Below are 21554 nucleotides of genomic sequence, written 5' to 3'. Positions count from 1 at the left end.
AGCGCGGCGGGAGGCGTCATACCGGGGTGCGGACCGCAGGTCCTCGGCCCCCTACCCCGGTACGGGGCCGAGTGCCTGCGGCGCGCCGGCTCCGTCCGTGGTGCGCCGCGGTCGCTTCGACCGGTCCGTCCGCGGTCCGCCCTCTACAGCTCGGCGAGCAGCTCCGCCTTCTTCGCGCTGTACTCCGCGTCGGTCACCAGACCCGCCTGGTGCAGATCCCCGAGGTGGCGTATCCGCTCGGCGATGTCCGCGGGGTCGCGCCGCGGGCCGCCGACCGGGACGGGGGCGGTCGCGACGGGCACGGACTGGGTCCGGCGCACCGACTCCAGGACGGCCGCCGCGAAGGGCAGCGACTCGTGCACCGGACCGTACCCCAGCCCGAAGATGACGGCCGCCGGGTCCTGGTCGGGCTGGACCCGGCCCGCGGGCACGGGCTCGGGGTCCGGGCCGGCCTCGGAGTCCGCCGCCGTGCCACGCGGCACCAGCCGGAGATAACCCTCGAAGGCCTCGGGCGAGCGCCACTCGATCCCGCCGAGCTCCGCCACGGGGAAGGTCTGGTCGCCCGCCTTCCACTTGGCGCTCGACGCACCCGTCCAGAACCACCGGAAGGAGACCAGGGTCCCGTCGAAGCCCGCCCGGCCGTCGTACGCCTTGAAGTGCATCGGCGCCTCGGGGGCCGTCACCATGAAGCGCTCGGCGGGCAGGGCCGCCTCGTCCAGGAGCACGGCGCGCAGCTCGTCCGCGTAGTACTCGGCGAGCGTCTCGCGCTCGGCGGGGAGCACCAGGCGGTAGGGGTCGATGCCCTCCTTGAGCTGCCCGGCCGCGGCCTCGAGCAGCGGATCGGCACCGGGTCTCGGCACCGCGTGCAGGACCACCGTGCCCCGCTTGCCCGGGGTCAGCGTCACCGACGACAGTGCCGCGTACGGAATGCGGCGCTCACGCAGGCTCTGGAAGAGCCTCGGCGTGCGGATCCCCCGCTCGAAGCGGATGAGCACGGAGTCGGTGTCGAACTCCCAGGTGGCATGAATTCCGGCCAGCACATCACCCATGTGCCTCATCGTATGTGGCACAGGCCCGAACGTCCCCCCTCGGTACAGGCGAAATCGGGCAGGCCGTTTCGCCGCTCTCTACACGCGTCCGACGTTTTCTACGCGCGTCAGGCCTCTTCCTTTCCGGAAATCTCCCGGTGACACGTGGCATCGGCATGTGCGCAGCTGACCGAGTCGTAGGCACCCACGCCGATCGCGGCGAAGTTGTCGAGGCTCTCGGTGCCCGGCTCGAAATAGCCGCTGTGCCCGATCGCGCCGTTCGCCGACACGATCCTCGCGCCGAAGGCCGGGTCGACCGGGTCGGCGCCGTGGCCGAGGCCGCCGACCGCCATGTTCGGCACGTCCGCGATCCAGTCGTCGCCGTCCCGCATCGCCCACACCCTGGCCCGGGTGTGCAGCGCGGCGGCGCTGTCCGCCCGCATCCCGGGGCTGCCGGCGACCGCGATGTCCGACACCCTGGACGGCAGGTCGTGCGCGGCCACACCGCACAGCACGGAGCCGTAGCTGTGGCAGAACAGCGAGACGTCCGACGAGCCGGGCAGCGACTCCAGCAGGGCGTTCAGCCGCACCGCCCCCTCCTTCGCGAGCCCGCCCAGCGCGGCGTCCATGCCGATCCCGGCGGGCGCCGTGTAGTCGGCCCACGCGATGACCGCCGTACGCGAACCGGGGCGCGCCGAGCGTTCGGCGCCGTACAGCGACTGCGCCATGCCGACGGGCGCCGCGTTCTTCTTGATGCCGGTGCGCTCCAGCGTCAGGAGGTTCGTGTCGACCCCGGGCACGACGACCGAGACCCGCTCGGCGCGGTCGAGGTCGCCGAAGACCTCGGCGGCCCGGCCGCGGCCCGACGGGTCGAAGGCAAGGATCTGCCGGTCACCGGCGAGCAGGGAGCGGAAGCGTTCCAGCCGGGCCGCGGCCTGGTGGCGGCCGTCCGGGGAGAGCCGCACGTCCAGCGTCCGCTGCTCCTCGGCCGTCTCCGCCTGCTCCAGTGCGTGCCGGTTGGCCCGGTAGCGCAAGGTGACCGGCGCGCCGTTCAGATTCCCCACCACCAGCGGGTACTTGTCGGTCAGGGCGACCTGCTGGCCCGCCGTGAGCGTCGCGAAGAAGTGGGCCAGGCGGTACGCCGGGGCGCCCACGTCCGGTAGGGAGTGACCGGCTATCCGGTCCTTCGCCCAGGAAGCGAGCGCGACCTCGCGCGGTGCGGCGGAGTGCTGATGACGCACGGCGGTCCAGCCGGTGGTCGCCAGCATCACGAACACGACCGCGATGGCGAGCAGCGCGCGCCATGCGGTGAGAGTGGGGGAGGAGTCGAAGGAAGTCACTGCGCCCCACCCTAGGAGACGCGCGCGTGACGCCGTCGCAGGGGTGACACGGATCACCCGACCGCGGGGAATTGACCGCCCGTCTCTTACGCTCCGTGTGCGCCGCGTCCACGCTCCGGCGCCCCGGACGGCCTCCGGGCGTCCGAAATGCCCCGAGGGGCAGGGGCTTTGTGAAGTCGGCCATGCCGCACCCATGAGGAGTGCGGCACACCTGTGCGGTTCGCGTAAGGACGTGCCTATGCGGCGCGCCAGCTCCCTGAGAGTGCAGGTCCGAGCTGGTCCAGGTGGAGTTCGGTCAGCTCCCGGAGCGCCTCCACCCCTGCGTCCCTCCGGCATCCCCACAGCTGTCCGGTCAGGCGCATCACCCCGGAGAACGCGGCGACGGCCACGCGTGGGCGCGGATCCGCTTCGAGGTCGAGCCCCTCACGCTCCGCGATCAGCAGAGCCGTCTGCTGCTCCAGGCCGATGTGGCGCCGCATGTGGGCGGCATGCAGCGCGGGGGTCGATTCGATCATCCGGTAGGCGCGCATCTGGAGTTCGGCCGTGACGTCCTCGTCATCGCCCTCCGCGAGGGTGCTCCAGGCGCTCAGAGCGGCCCCGCGCATTGCCTCGAAAGGGGACTCCGCGGCGGGGCGTTGACGCAGCTCCGCCAGGAAGCGGGCGTCGACCGCCTCCTGGACGGCGAAGGCGACGGCCTCCTTGTTCGCGAAGTAGCGGAAGAAGGTGCGCTGGGAGACGTCCACGGCGTCGACGATCTCGTCGACGGTGGTCCGGTCGTACCCCTGGGTGGTGAAGAGTCTGAGGGCGGCGTGCAGCAGGGCCTCACGGGTGCGTCGCTTCTTGCGCTCGCGCAGCCCGGCCGGAGCCCCTGGCGCGGGAGCCCCGGATGTCTGCCTGCGTGTCACGTGCCGGACCTCTTTTCGCTGCTTTGCCCTGATCAGCCTACCTGTGAGCTACGTGACAGTTACTGTCTTGTGAATTGGTTTGTCAACTGTCAGTGGCTGACATAACGTCCTGTGCATGACTAGTCAGACCACTGTCGAGAAGGCGCCGCGGGAGCCTGAAGACACCCTTGTTCCCGCACCGGCGAAAGGGCTGCGCGGCCACCCCTGGCTGACGCTCTTCGCCGTGGCCATCGGCGTGATGATGGTGGCGCTCGACGGCACGATCGTCGCGATCGCCAACCCCGCCATCCAGAAGGACCTCGGCGCCTCGCTCGCCGACGTCCAGTGGATCACCAACGGCTACATGCTCGCCCTCGCGGTCTCCCTGATCACCGCGGGCAAGCTCGGTGACCGCTTCGGCCACCGCCAGACTTTCCTGATAGGCATCGCGGGGTTCGCCGCGGCGTCGGCGGCGATCGGCCTCTCCCAGGGCGTGACCCTGGTGATCGTCTTCCGGGTGCTCCAGGGCCTCTTCGGTGCCCTGCTGATGCCGGCGGCGCTCGGTCTGCTGCGCGCCACCTTCCCGGCCGAGAAGCTGAACATGGCGATCGGCATCTGGGGCATGGTGATCGGCGCCTCTACCGCGGGCGGCCCCATCCTCGGCGGTGTGCTCGTGGAGCACGTCAGCTGGCAGTCGGTCTTCTTCATCAACGTGCCGGTCGGCGTGCTCGCGCTCGTCTTCGGCCTGGTGATCCTCAAGGACCACCGTGCCGTGAACGCGCCCAGGTCCTTCGACATCGGCGGCATCGTGCTGCTGTCGCTGGCGATGTTCTGCCTGATCTGGTCGCTGATCAAGGGTTCCGAGTGGGGCTGGGGCGACCCGAAGACGATCGGTTTCCTCGTCGGCGCCGTCGTCCTGTTCGCCGCGTTCGCGTTCAGCCAGACGAAGGTCGCGGAGCCCCTCATCCCGCTGGCCATGTTCCGCTCCGTGCCCCTCTCGGCAGGTGTGGTGCTGATGGTGATGATGGCCTTCGCCTTCATGGGCGGGCTGTTCTTCGTGACCTTCTACCTGCAGAACGTGCACGGTATGAGCCCGGTCGACAGCGGTCTGCACCTGCTGCCGCTGACCGGGATGATGATCGTCGGCTCGCCGCTCGCGGGCCTCGCCATCACCAAGCTCGGCCCGCGCGTCCCGCTGGTCGGCGGCATGGTGTTCACCGCGGTCGCCATGTTCGGCATGTCGCAGCTGACCGTCGGCACCAGCACCCTGACGATGTCCATCTGGTTCGGCCTGCTCGGTCTCGGCCTCGCCCCGGTGATGGTCGGCGCGACCGAGGTCATCGTCGGCAACGCCCCCATGGAGCTCTCCGGAGTCGCCGGAGGGCTCCAGCAGGCCGCCATGCAGGTCGGCGGCAGCCTCGGCACGGCCGTCCTCGGCGCCGTCATGGCCGCCCAGGTCGACGCCAAGCTCGGCGACAACTGGAAGGCCGCGAAGCTCCCGCCGGTCGACCCCGCGCAACTGGACCAGGCGTCGTCCGCCATCAAGGTCGGGATGCCGCCGATCGCCCCCGGTACCCCGCCCGAGATCGCGGCGAAGATCACGGGGGTCGCCCATGACACGTTCGTGTCGGGCATGAGCTCCGCCTTCATGGTCGCGGGCATCGTCGCCGTGGTCGCCGCCCTGGTGGCCACGCTCACCAAGCGCGGCGCGAACGCCGAGGCCGGCATGGGCGCCGGCCACATCTGACCCTCCGCCGCTCCCTGGACCGCCCGGCATCCACCGGGGCCCAGGGCGTCAACACAGCGCATCCGACAGCCCCGCCGGACGGTTCCGGCGGGGCTGTCGCCTATCAGGGTGGTCCGCCGCGCAGCCCCTTCCCGGACCGCACCCGCGCAGGTCAGAGTGCGGACATGGCGAGCCGCCCGGCTCGCTCGACCACGGGGGTAGATCCACCATGCGTACGACCGTTCTCGCCGCGGCCCTGGCGGCCACCGCGCTCGTCCCGGCCACGGCCATGTCCTCGGGCGCGGCGCCGGCCGCCCACCACGGGCCCACCGGACAGGAGCACTCACGCAGCGCGCCGAAGACCGCGCCGACGGGTCTCGCGCCCTGCGGGGCGGGGCAGCTCTGCCTCTGGGCGAAGCCCGACTTCACCGGGGCCGCACAGGTCCACGAGCTGTCCACCGTCGACATCGAGAGCTGCGTCCCGCTGCCGGCCGGCGGTACCGCACAAGCCCTGGTGAACCGCACCGGGAGGCCCGTCACCACCTACCAGTCGGCCGAGTGCGCCGAGACCGGGGAGTTCGAGACCTACCCGGGCGGCGGCACCTGGGTGCCCCGGTCCCCGTATACGGTCAGGGCCTTCAAGATCTGGGAGAGCTGAGCGGCCGTGAGGTGCCGAGGAGGCGCCGGGCCCACCTGACCTCAGTGACAGCGGGGCCCGCGTTCCTCCCGGGGCCCGCGCCCTCCGCCGGGGGCGGCGGTCCTCCGGAGCCTGCGGTTCCGCGGCTGGGGCTTGTGGCCTTCCGGGGCGGGGCGGGTCCGCGGAACGCCGAAGGGCGGCGGACCGGAGGCCCGCCGCCCTTCGTCAGGAACCCGCGTTCCCTACGCGTCACCGCCGGCAGGGCCGGGGCCCGCTGCGGCCACGTCCAGCAGCTCGTAGCGGTCGAGCGCCGTCTTCAGCGCCGAACGGTCGATCTTGCCTTCCTTGGCCAGCTCGGTCAGCACCGCGAGGACGATCGACTGCGCGTCGATGTGGAAGAAGCGGCGGGCCGCACCCCGGGTGTCGGCGAAGCCGAAGCCGTCCGCACCCAGCGACTGGTACGCACCGGGCACCCAGCGCGCGATCTGGTCGGGCACGGAGCGCATCCAGTCCGAGACCGCCACGAACGGGCCCTCGGAACCCGAGAGCTTCTGTGTGACGTAGGGGACGCGCTGCTCCTCCTCCGGGTGGAGCAGGTTGTGGCGCTCCACTTCCACGGCCTCACGGCGCAGCTCGTTCCAGGAGGTCGCCGACCAGACGTCCGCCTTCACGTTCCACTCGTCGGCGAGGATCTGCTGGGCCTCCACCGCCCACGGGACCGCCACACCGGACGCCAGGATCTGGGCCGGGATCTGGCCGCGCTCGCCGGCCCGGTAGCGGTGCACGCCCTTGAGGATGCCGTCGACGTCCACGTCGGCGGGCTCCGCCGGGTGCTGGATCGGCTCGTTGTAGACGGTGAGGTAGTAGAAGACGTCCTCACTGGCCTCGCCGTACATCCTGCGCAGACCGTCCTTGACGATGTGCGCGATCTCGTACCCGAACGCCGGGTCGTAGGAGACGCAGGCGGGGTTCGTCGAGGCGAGCAGCTGCGAGTGGCCGTCCGCGTGCTGCAGACCCTCACCGGTCAGCGTCGTACGGCCGGCGGTCGCACCCAGCACGAAGCCGCGGGAGAGCTGGTCGGCCATCTGCCAGAACTGGTCACCGGTGCGCTGGAAACCGAACATCGAGTAGAAGACGTAGACCGGGATCAGCGGCTCGCCGTGCGTGGCGTAGGCCGAACCGGCGGCGATCAGCGAGGCGGTGCAGCCCGCCTCGGAGATGCCGTCGTGCAGCATCTGACCGGTCGGCGACTCCTTGTACGCGAGGAGCAGCTCACGGTCCACGGACTCGTACTGCTGGCCGAGCGGGTTGTAGATCTTCGCACTCGGGAAGAACGCGTCCATGCCGAAGGTGCGGTACTCGTCGGGGGCGATCAGCACGAAGCGCTTGCCGATCTCCTTGTCCCGCATGAGGTCCTTGAGGACGCGGACGAACGCCATGGTCGTGGCGATCGACTGCTGACCCGAGCCCTTCTTCGCGGTCGCGTATGCCTTCTCGTCGGGCAGGGGCAGTGGCTTCGCGCGCACCACACGCGTCGGGACGTAGCCGCCCAGACCCTGGCGGCGGTCGTGCATGTACTGGATCTCTTCCGAGTCGCGGCCCGGGTGGTAGTACGGCGGGTTGCCGTCCTCCAGCTGCTTGTCCGCGATCGGGATGTGCAGCCGGTCGCGGAAGCGCTTGAGGTCGTCGGCCGTGAGCTTCTTCATCTGGTGGGTCGCGTTGCGGCCCTCGAAGTTCGGTCCGAGGGTCCAGCCCTTGACCGTCTGCGCGAGGATCACCGTCGGCTGGCCCTTGTGGGCCTTGGCCGCCGCGTACGCCGCGTAGACCTTGCGGTGGTCGTGACCACCGCGGCCCAGGTGCAGGATCTGGTCGTCGGACATGTCCTTGACCATGTCGCGCAGCCGCGGGTCGTCACCGAAGAAGTGATCACGGATGTACGCCCCGGTCTCGGTGGCGTACGTCTGGAACTGGCCGTCCGGCGTGGTGTTCAGCTTGTTGACCAGGATGCCCGTGCGGTCCTGCGCGAGCAGCGGGTCCCAGGTGCGGTCCCAGACCAGCTTGATGACGTTCCAGCCGGCCCCGCGGAACTGCGACTCCAGCTCCTGGATGATCTTTCCGTTGCCGCGTACCGGGCCGTCCAGGCGCTGCAGGTTGCAGTTCACCACGAAGGTGAGGTTGTCCAGCCCCTCGCGGGCGGCGATGGAGAGCTGGCCGAGCGACTCGGGCTCGTCCATCTCGCCGTCGCCGAGATAGGCCCAGACATGCGACTTGGAGGTGTCGGCGATGCCGCGCGCCTCCATGTAGCGGTTCATCCGCGCCTGGTAGATCGCGCCGAGCGGGCCGAGGCCCATCGAGACGGTGGGGAACTCCCAGAAGTCCGGCATCGACCGCGGGTGCGGGTAGCTGGACAGCGCGTGGCCGGCCTTCGACTTTTCCTGGCGGAAGCCGTCGAGCTGCGCCTCGCTCAGCCTGTCGAGCAGGAAGGCGCGGGCGTAGATGCCAGGGGAGGCGTGTCCCTGGAAGAAGATCTGGTCGCCGCCCAGACCGTCGTCCTTGCCGCGGAAGAAGTGGTTGAAGCCCACGTCGTACAGCGAGGCGGAGGAGGCGAAGGTGGCGATGTGGCCGCCGACACCGATCCCGGGACGCTGGGCGCGGGAGACCATCACCGCGGCGTTCCACCGGGTCGCGTTGAGGACCTTGCGCTCGATCTCCTCGTCGCCGGGGAAGAACGGCTCGTCCTTCGTGGCGATCGTGTTGATGTAGTCGGTACTGCGCATCTCGGGCACGGCCACGCGCTTCTCGCGCGCTCGCTCGATGAGCCGGAGCATCAGGTAGCGGGCCCGCTCACGGCCTCGCTCGTCGACGGCGGCGTCGAGGGAGTCGAGCCATTCCTGGGTCTCTTCTGGATCGAAGTCCGGGACCTGGCTCGGAAGGCCGCCAATGATGATCGGGTTGCGATCGGATCCGGAAGCCACGCTGTTCCTTCGCTGTTCGGTGGTGCTCTTCGGGGCCTGGTTGCGGGGAACGTACCCCCGGGGTGGCTGCTCTACGCCGACTCCATCGTGTACCGCGAGGACCCAAACGTCATCTCTACCGTGGGGTAACGCAAGGTTCTCGGACGCCGTGTCCGGGCACCAGTACCAGCAGCACGAGGGCGGTCCAGCCCAAACCGCAACCATACGCCCAACCCGGCCAAGCGTTCCCAAAGCCCGTTCGAATCCGAATGGCGGAGCGAAACGGCATAAGCTGAGGAAGGACGTAAAGGGTCCGGACACCATTTCCGGCCCCGCAGGAGACGGCCGGACGATGCGGCGACGTGGCAGGGAACGTCACCGTTTAGGCGGTCTCGGACGCCGGGTACTTGCGCGATTCGCCGAGCCCGTGTGGACTACGGCCAATGCCCCGCGCACGCGCGTGGCTGAAGCATTTTCCGAAACATGATCAGGAGGCAACCCGTGAGCGCGACCGCGGACCACGCGGAGGAACGGACCAACACGGCCGTAAGGCTTGGGTTCGAACCCGGACAGGTGGTCCAGGAGATCGGCTACGACGACGACGTCGAGCAGGAGCTCCGTGAGGGCATTGAGGCCACAATCGGCCAGGAACTCGTCGACGAGGACTACGACGACGTCGCTGACGTCGTCCTGCTGTGGTTCCGCGACGAGGACGGCGACCTTACGGACGCGCTGGTGGATGCCATTGGTCTGATCGAGGACGGTGGGGCGGTCTGGCTGATGACGCCCAAAACCGGCCGAGACGGATACGTCGAGCCGAGCGACATCAACGAGGCTGCCCAGACAGCTGGTCTTGCCCAGACCAAGAGCATCAGTGCGGGCAAGGACTGGACGGGCAGCCGTCTGGTCACCCCCAAGGGGGCCCCGGCCAAGCGCTGAGTGCTCTTTCATCACCCGAGGCCCCCGACGGCACCACGCCGCCGGGGGCCTTCGTACGTTCCCCCGCGGGCCTGCCCCGGGTCGGCGGGGGACGCTGCGTAGGGTGGGTGTCACCCGGACGGCCCAGGCCGGGGAAGTACGACGTTTGCGAAGGGACGCGTTTCACATGGCGATCGAGGTCGGCACGCAGGCTCCGGATTTCGAGCTGAAGGACAACCACGGGCGGACCGTGAGGCTCTCCGACTTCCGGGGCGAGAAGAACGTGGTGCTGCTCTTCTACCCCTTCGCCTTCACCGGCGTCTGCACGGGCGAGCTGTGCGCGCTCCGCGACGAGCTCCCGAAGTTCGAGAACGACGACACCCAGCTGCTCGCCGTCTCCAACGACTCGATCCACACCCTGCGCGTCTTCGCCGAGCAGGAGGGCCTCGAGTACCCGCTGCTCTCGGACTTCTGGCCGCACGGCGCAGCCTCGCGTGCGTACGGCGTCTTCGACGAGGACAAGGGCTGCGCGGTGCGCGGCACGTTCATCATCGACAAGCAGGGCGTGGTCCGGTGGACCGTCGTCAACGGCCTGCCGGACGCGCGTGACCTGAACGACTACGTCAAGGCGCTCGACTCGATCTGATCCGGGGCTCCCGGGGACCGGCCCGCGCCGAGTCCGGGCCCGTGACGAGCGGGATCCGGGGTTTGTGACGTGCCGTATCCGGGGATCTCCTGGCGGCGACCGGCCAAAAGCCTGTTTTGGCCGGGAACCGGTCACTAGGATCCAATCGTTGATCCGATGCCACGCACGACGGGGGCGCTGGTGTCTGCCGGCCCTCTCAAAACTTTTGGAGGACTCGTGGGAGTCAGCCTCAGCAAGGGCGGCAACGTCTCGCTGACCAAGGCCGCGCCGAACCTGACCGCGGTGATCGTCGGTCTGGGCTGGGATGCCCGTACGACCACCGGCGGTGACTTCGACCTCGACGCCAGCGCACTGCTGACGAACGCCGAGGGCAAGGTCGGCAGCGACGGGAATTTCGTCTTCTTCAACAACCTCAAGAGCCCCGACGGCTCGGTCGAGCACACCGGTGACAACCTCACCGGTGAGGGCGAGGGCGACGACGAGGTCATCAAGGTCAACCTGGCCGGCGTCCCGGCCGACGTCGACAAGATCGTCTTCCCGGTCTCGATCTACGAGGCCGAGAGCCGTCAGCAGAGCTTCGGCCAGGTGCGCAACGCGTACATCCGCGTGGTGAACCAGGCGGACAACAGCGAGCTCGCGCGCTACGACCTGAGCGAGGACGCCTCGACGGAGACCGCCATGGTCTTCGGCGAGCTCTACCGCAACGGCGCCGAGTGGAAGTTCCGTGCCATCGGCCAGGGGTATGCCTCGGGTCTGCGCGGCATCGCGCAGGACTTCGGCGTCAACGTCTGAGCCGGTCCGGAGAAGCCTCCGGACACCTCAAGCTCCATCGCGTCCGGCGCCGCACATGTGCGGCGCCGGACGCGCTCGGCAGAGCGCCCCGCGTCCGTCAGGCGCCCGTGCCGGGCCGGAAAGACCGTCCATCGACTCGGGGAGGACACACCATGGGCGTCACGCTCGCCAAGGGAGGCAATGTCTCCCTCTCCAAGGCCGCACCCAACCTCACGCAGGTGCTGGTCGGGCTCGGCTGGGACGCACGATCCACGACGGGAGCCGACTTCGACCTCGACGCCAGCGCACTGCTGTGCCAGTCGGGACGGGTCCTCGGCGACGAGTGGTTCGTGTTCTACAACAACCTCACCAGCCCCGACGGCTCCGTCGAGCACACCGGGGACAACCTCACGGGGGAGGGCGACGGCGACGACGAGTCCGTCATCGTCAACCTCACAGAGGTCCCGGCGCACTGCGACAAGATTCTTTTCCCGGTCTCGATCCATGATGCCGACAATCGTGGGCAGACATTCGGTCAGGTCAGCAATGCCTTCATCCGCGTGGTGAACCAGGCGGACGGTCAGGAGCTGGCGCGGTACGACCTCACGGAGGACGCCTCGACGGAGACGGCAATGATCTTCGGCGAGCTCTACCGCTATGGCGGGGAGTGGAAATTCCGTGCAGTCGGGCAGGGGTACGCGTCAGGGCTCCGGGGCATCGCTCTAGACTTCGGGGTCAACGTTTCGTAAAGCCGCGCACGGCGCGGGGGAGCCCCGTACTCAACCGGGGGAGACCCGTTACTTACACGATGGGGTAGCCAGTGCTTCTGAAAACCTTCGGCTGGTCGTTCGCGGTTACCGCGCTCGGCCTGGTCGCAGCGGTGTTCTACGGGGGGTGGCAGGCATTCGGCGTCGTCGCGATCCTGTCGATCCTGGAGATCTCGCTGTCCTTCGACAACGCGGTGATCAACGCCGGAATCCTGAAGAAGATGAGTGCCTTCTGGCAGAAGATCTTCCTCACCGTCGGCGTTCTCATCGCGGTCTTCGGTATGCGGCTGGTGTTCCCCGTCGTGATCGTGGCCATCAGCGCTCAGCTGGGGCCGATCGAGGCCATCGACCTCTCGTTCAACGACCCCGACAGGTACAAGGAACTCGTGACGGACGCCCATCCGTCCATCGCCGCCTTCGGTGGCATGTTCCTGCTCATGATCTTCCTCGACTTCATCTTCGAGGACCGTGACATCCAGTGGCTGCGCTGGATCGAGCGTCCGCTCGCCAAGCTCGGCAAGGTCGACATGCTGTCGGTCTGCGTCGCGCTGATCGTCCTGCTCGTCTCGGCCATGACGTTCGCGACCCACGCGCACCAGCACGGTGGGGGTCACGCCGACAAGGCGTCGACCGTCATGCTCTCCGGCATCGCCGGTCTGATCACCTACCTCGTGGTCGGCGGTCTCTCCGGATTCTTCGAGAACAAGCTCGAGGAGGAGGAGGAGCGCGAGCAGGAGGCCGAGGAAGAGGCCAGGAAGGCCGGCAAGTCGGTCTCCGGGGTCGTCCTCGCCGGCAAGGCCGCGTTCTTCATGTTCCTCTACCTCGAGGTCCTCGACGCGTCCTTCTCGTTCGACGGTGTCATCGGCGCCTTCGCCATCACCAACGAGATCGTGCTGATGGCGCTCGGCCTCGGTATCGGCGCCATGTACGTCCGTTCGCTCACGGTCTACCTGGTCCGTCAGGGCACGCTGGACGACTACGTCTACCTCGAGCACGGCGCGCACTACGCGATCGGCGCCCTGTCGGTCATCCTGCTCGTCACCATCCAGTACGAGATCAACGAGATCATCACCGGTCTCGTCGGCGTCGTCCTGATCGGCTGGTCCTTCTGGTCCTCGGTGCGGCGCAACAAGGCGATCGAGGCGGCCGGCGGCGACAGCGGCGGCGGCTCGGATTCCAAGGCGGAAGTCTCCTCCGGGGTGTGACCCGGTAGGGATTGAGGAACGCTCTCTCTGCGGGGCGGCCCATGCCGGCGTTCTCGGGTGACACCCGGACCCGGCCCGGTGGCCGCCCCGCAGTGACGTGCGGGGCCTGTGGGGCCGTATGGGCGGGGTCGGCGGTACTACCGATACATGTGGGGGTTGGGATGGCCTTCTGGGACGGCCTGTTTCCGCGGCGGGCGTCGCAGTTCGAGTCGGGTAACTCCGCGACGAACTCGATCGTGCTCTCCAAGCGCAATGCCACGGTCTCGCTGAACAAGCAGGGCGCGCTGTCCGGCAACCTGCGCGTCAACCTGTCGTGGCGGATGCGTACGTCGGACATCGGCGGCAGGTCGCGACAGGGCGGCCGGCTGCTGCGTCCGCTGAAGCTCTTCCAGCCCGACGTGGTCCAGGCGCACACCCAGGGCATGGTCAACGTCGACCTGGACCTGGGCTGCATGTACGAGCTGGCGGACGGGACCAAGGGCGTGGTGCAGCCGCTGGGCAACCTCATCGGCGACCTGAACGCGGCGCCGTACGTCAGGCTCAGCGGGGACGACCGGTTCGGGGCCCCGTCGGGTGAGACCGTCTACGTGAACCTCGACAAGCGCGACGAGATCAAGCGCCTGCTGTTCTTCGTATACATCTACGACCAGACCCCGGCCTTCGACCGCACGCACGCCAAGGTGACGCTCTACCCGGGCAACGGCCCGCGCATCGAGATCGAGCTGGACGAACGGGCCCCGCAGGCCCGCTCGTGCGCGGTTTTCACGGTGGAGAACGTCAAGGGCGAACTGATCGTGCGGCGCGAGGTGAAGTTCGTGTACGGCTTCCAGTCGGAGCTGGACCGGATGTACGGCTTCGGCATGCAGTGGGGACGCGGCTACAAGACGCGGGCCTGAGTGCGCTCCGGGAAGCGCGACCGCGTCCCCGGCTCACGGGCGGAGGAACTGCGGGCCCTGCGGGGGGAGCACGAAATTCGGGTCGGGGGCGTGCGCCGCCGCCGCGGCGGGCTGCGGGTAGCCGTACGCGGGCTGGGCCGCCGCGGGCTGCGGATAGCCGTAAGCGGGCTGCGGAGCCGAGGTGGGCTGCGGGTAGCCGTAGGACGGCTGGGGTGCCGCAGACGGCTGCGGGTAGCCGTAGGCGGGCTGCTGGTGCTGGACGGTGGCCTGGGAGTCGGGCGCGAGCTGCTGGTGCTGGACCGTGGCCTGGGTGTCGGGCACGGCCGCCGGGCCGGGCTCGGACGCGGCCTCCGCCTCGTCCACCGAGATCCCGAAGGCCGTGGCCAGCCCGACGAGACCCGTCGGGTAGCCCTGCGCCACCGCCCGGAACTTCCAGCCGTCACCGCGCCGGTACAGCTCGCCGCAGATGACCGCGGTCTCCTCGCCGGTCTCCGCCCGCACGTCGAAGACCGCGAGCGGCTCGCTCCCGGCGGCCGCGGCGTCGTACAGCGATATCCGCAGGTCCGTCACACGCTCGAACGCCGCCTCGTCGCAGGACGCGGCGATGACCACCTGATCCACGGAGGGGTCGAGCGCGGAGAGGTCCGCCTCGATCGTGTCCGTGAGTCCCTCGGGCGCACTGCGCTTGGGCAGGCGCCGGACGAGGCCCGAAGGGTGCCGGGGCTGGTTGTAGAAGACGAAGTCCTCGTCGGAGCGCACCCGTCCGTCGGAGCCGATCAGCAGGGCGGAGGCGTCCACATCCGGGACACCGGCGCCCGGGGTCCAGCGCAGCACCGCCCGGACGGCCGTGGCATCGAGAGGGACGTTCGAGCCCTTCAGCATCGCGTGCGTCATGGCGGTCATCCTGCCTGCTGGTGGGGCGTCCGGACAACGCGGGGGTACGAACCAGTAGGCCAGGCGCCGTTCGCGAGAGGCGCGCAGGCGCGCCGTACGGGGTACGGGATACGCCGGGGACACCCGAAGTTCATACGGCTGGGGAACCGACGACACCTCGCCGAACGTACTATTACCGGCCATACGTTTGTCCGGTCTCTATGGCAGTACGGGGGAATCACATGCGTCATTTCGGGCACATCTCGCCCGCTGTCCGGGAGAGCCTGTTCTTCAGGGAGCCGTGCGAATTCGACGCGGGTTCCTCGTCCCGCATGCTGTCCGCGGCCCTGGGCGCCACGCTCTACAGCCCCGCCACCCGGCCCAGACTGGCCGACGACGTGGTCAAGCAGGCAGGGCTGGGAGTCGTCTCCATGGTGCTCTGCCTGGAGGATTCCATCGACGACGCCGAAGTGGTCGGCGCCGAGGCCAACCTGGTGCAGCAGTTCGCCGATCTTGAGAAGCGGGCTGCCGACGTGCCGCTGCTCTTCATCAGGGTCCGTGAACCGGAGCAGATTTCGGACCTGGCGCGGCGGCTCGGAAGCTCTGTCCGATTGTTGTCCGGATTCGTACTTCCGAAATTCACCGAAGAGCGTGGCGAGCTCTTCCTGGAGGCCCTCACCGAGGCCGAGGCGTACAGCGGGCACCGGCTGTTCGCCATGCCCGTCCTCGAATCGCCCGAGCTGCTGCACCTGGAGACCCGGGGCGACACCCTCCGGGGAATCGCCCGCACCGTCGACAAGTACCGCGAGCGGATCCTGGCGCTCCGGCTCGGCGTGACGGACTTCTGCTCCGCCTACGGCCTGCGCCGGGCACCCGACATGACGGCGTACGACGTCCAGATCGTCGGCGCCGTCATCGGCGACGTCGTCAATGTGCTCGGCCGGGCCGACGGCACCGGTTTCACGATCACCGGGCCCGTGTGGGAGTACTTCCGACTTCAGGAGCGGATGTTCAAGCCCCAGCTGCGCCGCAGCCCCTTCGTGGGGCAGGCCGAGGAGCTGCGCACCGCCCTCATCGAGCACGACCTGGACGGGCTGCTGCGCGAGATCGAGCTCGACCGGGCCAACGGGCTGCTCGGCAAGACCTGCATCCACCCGTCCCACGTCCTGCCCGTGCACGCGCTGTCGGTCGTCAGCCACGAGGAGTACAGCGACGCGCAGGACATCCTGCGGCCCGAGCGGGGCGGCGGCGGAGTGCTGCGTTCCGCGTACACGAACAAGATGAACGAAGTGAAACCGCACCGGGCCTGGGCGGAGCGGACCCTGCAGCGGGCGGAGGTCTTCGGCGTGGCACGCGAGGACGTCGGCTTCGTGGAGCTGCTGGCCGCCGGAGTGGCGGGCTGAGCGCGGGCATGGGCGGGAACGGGCGAGCACACGAGCACATGACGGAAGAAGAGGCAGTGGACGTGGAGTGGTCGGGTAACTGGGTCGCCGGGAGGCTCGGGGTCGAGCTCGTCGGGGACGGGGAACTCCGGGAGCTGCTGGGCCTCGCCCTGCGCCGCAACCCGAAGCGCGCCCATCTGCTCGTGTCGAACGTCCTGGGCAAGCACGTGCCGCAGCGGCCGTCGGTCGTCCACGGCGTGGGCTACGAGCTCGGCGAACGGGTGCGTGACCTGCTCGGCGAGGCGGAGGCGCGCCGAGCGGTCGTCCTCGGGTACGCGGAGACGGCGACCGGGCTCGGCCACGCCGTCGCGGACGGCCTCGGGGTCGCTCCGTACCTCCACTCGACCCGGCGTCCCGTGGACGGCGTCGCCCAGGCGGGCGGCTTCGAGGAGGCGCACTCCCACGCCACCTCCCACCTGCTGCTGCCCGAGGACCCGGACCTGCTGGACGCCGGCGGTGAGGGGGCGCCGCTGGTCCTGGTCGACGACGAGTTCTCCACCGGCAACACGGTGCTCAACACCATCCGGGCCCTCCACGTGCGCTACCCCAGGGACCGGTACGTCATCGTCGCCCTGGTGGACATGCGGTCCGAGGCCGACCAGGGGCGTCTCGCGGAGTTCGCCGAGGAGATCGGCGCGCGCGTCGACCTGGTCGCCCGCGCGCGAGGCACCGTACGCCTGCCGGCCGGGGTCCTGGAGAAGGGCCGGAGCCTGGTGGCCGCGCACGACGCGCACGACGCTTCGAGGTCGTCCGGTGCGTCCGGTGCGTCCGGGGCGTCCGGTGCGCGCGAGGTCGGCGGTGCGGGCGACGCGGGCGGCGCGACGGCTGGGTCCCCCGCGCCGCGGTCCGCCCCCACCCGCGTGGCACTCGACTGGCCGGCCGGCGTCCCCGACGGCGGACGCCACGGCTTCACGCCCGTCCACCGCGCCGCTCTGGAGGCCGCCCTCCCGGTCATGGCCGGGCGTATCGCGGACGCCCTGGGTGACGCCCGCAGCGTGCTCGTCCTCGGCTTCGAGGAGCTGATGTACGCGCCTCTGCGCCTCGGCACCGCGCTGGAGGACGCCACCACGGCGGAGGTGCGCTACTCCACCACCACCCGCTCGCCCGTGCTCGCCGTCGACGACCCCGGTTACGCGATACGCAGCCGACTCGTCTTCCCCGCCCACGACGACCCGGCCGACGGGCCGGGCGACCGGTACGCCTACAACGTCGCGGGCGCGGGCTTCGACGCCGTCGTCGCCGTCGTCGACTCCGCCGCGGACACTCCGGCGCTGCACGCGCCCGACGGACTGCTGGCCCGCCTCGCCGAGCACACCGGCCGGGTGCTGCTCGCGGTCGTCCCCTCGTACGTCCCGTCGCGGACCACCGGCAGGGCCGGGCTCCCGGCCTCCGCCAGGCTCTCCACCCCGGCCTCCGACAGGAGCTCGTCACCGGCCTCCGCCACGGTCCCGTCACCGACCTTCGACAGGCAGGAAGCCGCCATGCTGCCCGAACCCCTCCGGGGTCCCGCCTTCTCCTCCTACGCGGCGGACGACGTCGGCTGGCTGCTCCAGGACCTCTCGGACACACCCCTGGAAGCCCCCACCGAGGAGCGGGAGGAGGCGATCCAGAGCGGCGGCGCGCACTACGCCGAATCGCTGCCGGTCGAGTACCAGCCCAGCCCGCAGTACCAGGAGCTGTTCAAGGCGGCCCTCGACTCCTCGGCGGCCCGTATCGCCCGTGCCGTGGGCACGGTCACCGAGACCGTCCTCGCCGAACGGGGGCCACGCCCCGTCCTGGTCTCCCTCGCCCGGGCCGGCACCCCCGTCGGGGTCCTCATGCGCCGATGGGCCGAGCACCGGCACGGCATCGACCTGCCGCACTACGCGGTCTCCATCGTGCGGGGCCGCGGCATCGACGCCAACTCCCTGCGCTGGCTGGCCGCCCACCATGACCCGGCAGACGTCGTCTTCGTGGACGGCTGGACCGGGAAGGGTGCCATCACTCGTGAACTCGCGGCCGCCCTGGAGGAGTTCGAGGGGTTCAACCCGGAGATCGCCGTACTGGCCGACCCGGGCGGCTGCGTACGGACCTACGGGACCCGCGAGGACTTCCTCATCCCGTCCGCCTGCCTCAACTCCACGGTGTCCGGGCTGATCTCCCGCACGGTCCTGCGCTCCGACCTGGTCGGCCCGCACGACTTCCACGGCGCGAAGTTCTACCGCGAACTCGTCGGCTCCGACGTCTCCGGCCTGTTCCTCGACACCGTCGCCGCTCGCTTCGACGAGGTGGTCGAGGCCGTGGACGCCGAGGCGAAGGAACTGCTCGCCGCGGACCGCGCTCCCACCTGGGAGGGCTGGGCCGCGGTCGAGCGCATCAGTGAGGAGTACGGCATCCACGACGTCAACCTGGTCAAGCCCGGTGTCGGTGAGACGACCCGGGTGCTGCTGCGCCGTGTTCCCTGGAAGATCCTGGCCAAGCGGGGGGCGGGCGCCGACCTCGACCACGTGCGGCTGCTCGCCGAACAGCGCGGCGTGCCGGTCGAGGAGGTCGGGGAACTCCCTTACACCTGTGTCGGGTTGATCCACCCCAAGTACACCCGTGGTGCCACCGGCGCGGACGGCACGGCGGTGACGGCGAAGTGAGCGAAACCTTGAGCACGCCCTCCGGCGATCCCTTGGACGCCGTTGGCAGCACCGCCGGGAGCCCACCGGTGACGGCCTCCGGGAACGCGGAGGTGACCGCTCCCGCGACCGGGCCGGTGACGCTGGCGACCGCTCCCGCGACCGGGCCGGTGACGCTGGTGGCCAGCGACCTCGACCGCACCCTCATCTACTCGGCGGCGTCCCTCCAGCTGACCATGCCCGACGAACAGGCCCCGCGCCTGCTCTGCGTGGAGGTCTACGGCCGGGCACCCCTCTGCTACATGACGGAGACCGCCGCCGCGCTGCTCGACGAACTGGCCCGCACCACGGTCTTCGTCCCGACCACCACCCGGACCCGGGAGCAGTACGGCCGCATCCACCTGCCCGGCCCGGCCCCCAGGTACGCCATCTGCGCGAACGGCGGACACATCCTGGTCGACGGTGTCTCCGACCCGGACTGGCAGGCACAGGTGACCGGCCGGATCGCCGACGAATGCGCGTCCCTCGCCGAGGTCCGCGCCCACCTCCAGGCCGTCGGCGACCCCTCCTGGCTGCTCAAGGAACGGGTGGCCGAAGACCTCTTCGCCTACCTCGTCGTCGACCGGGCGGCGCTTCCCGAAGGCTGGGTGAAGGAGCTGTCCGCCTGGGCCGACCCACGGGGCTGGACCGTCTCCCTCCAGGGCCGGAAGATCTACGCCGTACCCAAGCCGCTCACCAAGAGCGCCGCGATGCGGGAGGTGGCACGCCGCTGCGGTGCCACGCTGACGCTCGCCGCCGGTGACTCCCTCCTGGACGCGGACCTGCTGCTCGCCGCCCACAAGGCATGGCGCCCGGGACACGGCGAGTTGGCCGACTGCGGCTGGGGCGCACCCAACACCGAGGTGCTCAGGGAGCAGGGCGGCGCCGCCGGCGAGGAGATCCTGCGCCGCTTCCTGCGCGCAGCCGACCCTCGGCGGGCGGGTCGCTGAGCCCGCGCGAGCGATCTTCGGCAAGCTGTACGGGCCGCAGCGACCGAAGGGGACCGTATGACCAGGGGCAACACCACCAAGATCACCGATGAGCTGTACGCGTACACGCTGGCGCACAACCCACCGCTGGACGCCGTGCAGCGCGAGCTCGTGGAGACCACCTACGCCGAACTCCCCGGCCAGGCGGGCATGCAGTCCGCCCAGGAGCAGGGGCCGCTGCTCGCCTTCCTCGTCCGGCTGACGCGGGCCCGGCACATCGTGGAGGTCGGCACCTTCACCGGTTTCTCGGCGCTGGCGATGGCCCAGGCGCTGCCCGCGGACGGGGTGCTGATCGCCTGCGACATCTCCGAGGAGTGGACGGCGTACGGCCGGGAGGCCTGGAAGAAGGCGGGCGTCGCCGACCGGATCGACCTGCGGATCGCGCCCGCGCTGGACACCCTGCGCGCGATGCCGGCCGAGCCGCACATCGACATGGCCTACCTGGACGCGGACAAGGAGAGCTACATCGCGTACTGGGAGGAGCTGGTCCCGCGCATGCGTCCCGGAGGGCTCGTCGTCACCGACAACGTCCTCTTCCACGGGGGCGTCACGGATCCGCTGGCCACCGGGGGCGCGGCGGCGATCAGGGGGTTCAACGACCACGTGGCCGCCGACTCCCGGATGGACAGCGTGCTACTGACCGTGGCGGACGGGCTGGCGCTCTCACGCCGGAAGTGACCGGACAGCCGCACGTGGGTCCGGCCGCCCGTGGGTCCGGCCGCCCGTGAGGGCGGCCGGACGCGGCGACGGTGGGGCGACTGCCCGGTGGGGCGGCAGCTCAGCCGCAGCAGCCGCCACCGCAGCATCCGCCGCCACCGCCGCCCGACGACGGTGCGGGAGCGGCGGAGGACGCCGAGGAGGCCGAGCCGCCCACCGCCACGGTGGAGAGCAGCTTCACGGTGTCCTCGTGCCCGGCGGGGCAGGAGGCGGGAGCGGAGGACTCGGCCATGGGGCGGCTGATTTCGAACGTCTCGCCGCAGGAGCGGCAGCGGTACTCGTAACGAGGCATGGCCCCAGATTAGAGCTTCTTCCCCCTCGTGACCTCGGGCATCGGGGGGTACTCCCGTCGTTCTTCCACGGCGACCTGCTCGGGATGGCGGGCCCGCCAGTACGGATTGTCGTGGGGCAGCCCACCACTGACCCTTCCGTACATGCCGAACATCATCAGCAACAGCCCGGCCACGAAGCTGAACAGCACGTTCTGCATCTGGAAGGCCAGGAAGTTCATACCGGTGTCCAGCAGTGCCAGATTCACGAACCCGCTGAGGATGAACGCGATGCCCAGGACCATGTTCAGGGTCGAGGCGAAGTTGCCTCCGACGACCATCCCGACGAACAGCAGCAGCCCGACGCAGATGGACAGGATGCTCAGCGCACCGTTGGTGTTGAGACCCCCCACCGTGTCGCCGCCGGTGTCGAAGAAGCCGATACGGTCGATGAGCCCGAGGATGCCGAAGGCGACGAGCAGCAGGCCCATGAGTCCCGCGCCCACCCGGTAGACCTTGCTGAGGCGGTGGTCGACGGGCAGGTGCTCGTCCAGGGCAGTCCCCTTGCGGGGGGTGGGCCGGCCGCGCCGGCCGGTGGGGTGCAGGACGTGTGTGGCCATGACGGCCTCCTTCGGCCGCAGGCGGCCAGGGACGCGTCAGCGGAAGCCGCTGCGTACTACCAGGATCGGCCCACCGGCTGCCGGGGACAACTCCACCCTTCCCGGAAGCCCTCGACCGCGTGGCTCCGGCCCGCGTGGCCCCGACAGTGCGGCTCCGGCCGACCGGCCTCAGCCGGCCGGAGCCGGAGCCGGAGCCGGAGCAGCCCTGGGCCGGGCGCCACGCGTCTCCG

Annotated in this window: 19 protein-coding genes; 12 read left to right on the top strand and 7 right to left on the bottom strand. The window is 70.1% G+C overall.

What is annotated here, in order from left to right; all coding sequences use genetic code 11:
• Positions 1–143: 143 nt before the first annotated feature.
• The 3 genes from ACFUNE_RS00185 to ACFUNE_RS00175 all read right to left on the bottom strand — a co-directional run bounded on the left by ACFUNE_RS00185 (position 144) and on the right by ACFUNE_RS00175 (position 3273).
• On the bottom strand, positions 144–1049 hold the full coding sequence (locus tag ACFUNE_RS00185; protein WP_383560457.1) for a DUF4429 domain-containing protein: 906 nt from the start codon (positions 1047–1049) through the stop codon (positions 144–146).
• A 107-nt stretch (positions 1050–1156) separates the two neighbouring features.
• Entirely contained in the window at positions 1157–2368 is a 1212-nt protein-coding gene (locus ACFUNE_RS00180; protein WP_383560454.1) for an alpha/beta hydrolase, read from the bottom strand.
• A gap of 236 nt (positions 2369–2604) precedes the next feature.
• Complete coding sequence (locus tag ACFUNE_RS00175; RefSeq protein ID WP_383560452.1) at positions 2605–3273, bottom strand: TetR family transcriptional regulator; 669 nt, start codon at positions 3271–3273, stop codon at positions 2605–2607.
• 238 nt (positions 3274–3511) lie between these two features.
• On the opposite strand from ACFUNE_RS00175, the gene ACFUNE_RS00170 reads away from it, so the two are divergent.
• A complete protein-coding gene (locus tag ACFUNE_RS00170; RefSeq protein ID WP_383561653.1) occupies positions 3512–4999 on the top strand; it encodes an MFS transporter in 1488 nt (495 codons plus the stop codon).
• A 208-nt stretch (positions 5000–5207) separates the two neighbouring features.
• Positions 5208–5636: a peptidase inhibitor family I36 protein gene (locus tag ACFUNE_RS00165; RefSeq protein ID WP_383560449.1), complete on the top strand. Its 429-nt coding sequence runs from the start codon at positions 5208–5210 to the stop codon at positions 5634–5636.
• A gap of 221 nt (positions 5637–5857) precedes the next feature.
• Here the strand turns inward: ACFUNE_RS00165 and aceE are convergent, their stop codons facing one another.
• Positions 5858–8590, bottom strand: a complete 2733-nt coding sequence (gene aceE, locus ACFUNE_RS00160; RefSeq protein WP_383560446.1) for a pyruvate dehydrogenase (acetyl-transferring), homodimeric type — start codon at positions 8588–8590, stop codon at positions 5858–5860.
• 480 nt (positions 8591–9070) lie between these two features.
• Here aceE and ACFUNE_RS00155 point away from each other — a divergent pair, with 480 nt between their 5' ends.
• From ACFUNE_RS00155 to ACFUNE_RS00130, 6 genes are all read left to right on the top strand, one after another.
• Positions 9071–9508 (top strand): DUF3052 domain-containing protein, encoded by a 438-nt coding sequence (locus ACFUNE_RS00155; RefSeq protein WP_383560443.1) that lies wholly within the window; start codon positions 9071–9073, stop codon positions 9506–9508.
• Positions 9509–9674: 166 nt separating this feature from the next.
• Positions 9675–10133, top strand: coding sequence for a peroxiredoxin (locus ACFUNE_RS00150; protein WP_383560441.1), 459 nt, complete (start codon positions 9675–9677; stop codon positions 10131–10133).
• 216 nt (positions 10134–10349) lie between these two features.
• Entirely contained in the window at positions 10350–10925 is a 576-nt protein-coding gene (locus ACFUNE_RS00145) for a TerD family protein (protein WP_124276684.1), read from the top strand.
• Positions 10926–11077: 152 nt separating this feature from the next.
• On the top strand, positions 11078–11653 hold the full coding sequence (locus ACFUNE_RS00140; RefSeq protein WP_383560437.1) for a TerD family protein: 576 nt from the start codon (positions 11078–11080) through the stop codon (positions 11651–11653).
• Between the two features lie 71 nt (positions 11654–11724).
• Positions 11725–12876 carry a DUF475 domain-containing protein gene (locus tag ACFUNE_RS00135; RefSeq protein ID WP_383560435.1) on the top strand — a complete coding sequence of 384 codons (1152 nt, stop codon included), beginning with the start codon at positions 11725–11727 and terminating at the stop codon, positions 12874–12876.
• 161 nt (positions 12877–13037) lie between these two features.
• Positions 13038–13772 (top strand): Tellurium resistance, encoded by a 735-nt coding sequence (locus ACFUNE_RS00130; protein ID WP_383560432.1) that lies wholly within the window; start codon positions 13038–13040, stop codon positions 13770–13772.
• A 33-nt stretch (positions 13773–13805) separates the two neighbouring features.
• Here the strand turns inward: ACFUNE_RS00130 and ACFUNE_RS00125 are convergent, their stop codons facing one another.
• Positions 13806–14675: a TerD family protein gene (locus tag ACFUNE_RS00125; protein WP_383560429.1), complete on the bottom strand. Its 870-nt coding sequence runs from the start codon at positions 14673–14675 to the stop codon at positions 13806–13808.
• A 212-nt stretch (positions 14676–14887) separates the two neighbouring features.
• On the opposite strand from ACFUNE_RS00125, the gene ACFUNE_RS00120 reads away from it, so the two are divergent.
• From ACFUNE_RS00120 to ACFUNE_RS00105, 4 genes are all read left to right on the top strand, one after another.
• Positions 14888–16048: an HpcH/HpaI aldolase/citrate lyase family protein gene (locus ACFUNE_RS00120; RefSeq protein WP_383560426.1), complete on the top strand. Its 1161-nt coding sequence runs from the start codon at positions 14888–14890 to the stop codon at positions 16046–16048.
• Between the two features lie 38 nt (positions 16049–16086).
• Positions 16087–18711: a phosphoribosyltransferase gene (locus tag ACFUNE_RS00115; RefSeq protein WP_383560424.1), complete on the top strand. Its 2625-nt coding sequence runs from the start codon at positions 16087–16089 to the stop codon at positions 18709–18711.
• A gap of 68 nt (positions 18712–18779) precedes the next feature.
• Positions 18780–19679: an HAD family hydrolase gene (locus ACFUNE_RS00110; RefSeq protein WP_383560421.1), complete on the top strand. Its 900-nt coding sequence runs from the start codon at positions 18780–18782 to the stop codon at positions 19677–19679.
• Between the two features lie 57 nt (positions 19680–19736).
• The gene (locus ACFUNE_RS00105) at positions 19737–20396 is read left to right on the top strand and encodes an O-methyltransferase (RefSeq protein ID WP_383560418.1); all 660 of its coding nucleotides are present in this window, start codon (positions 19737–19739) and stop codon (positions 20394–20396) included.
• 100 nt (positions 20397–20496) lie between these two features.
• Here the strand turns inward: ACFUNE_RS00105 and ACFUNE_RS00100 are convergent, their stop codons facing one another.
• Positions 20497–20727 (bottom strand): zinc ribbon domain-containing protein, encoded by a 231-nt coding sequence (locus tag ACFUNE_RS00100; protein WP_383560415.1) that lies wholly within the window; start codon positions 20725–20727, stop codon positions 20497–20499.
• A 9-nt stretch (positions 20728–20736) separates the two neighbouring features.
• A complete protein-coding gene (locus ACFUNE_RS00095; protein WP_383560412.1) occupies positions 20737–21324 on the bottom strand; it encodes a DUF4383 domain-containing protein in 588 nt (195 codons plus the stop codon).
• Positions 21325–21554 lie beyond the last annotated feature (230 nt).

The organism is Streptomyces sp. NPDC057287 (assembly GCF_042667905.1).
Taxonomy (GTDB): Bacteria; Actinomycetota; Actinomycetes; order Streptomycetales; family Streptomycetaceae; genus Streptomyces.
This window is presented reverse-complemented; position numbering and strand designations above follow the sequence as displayed.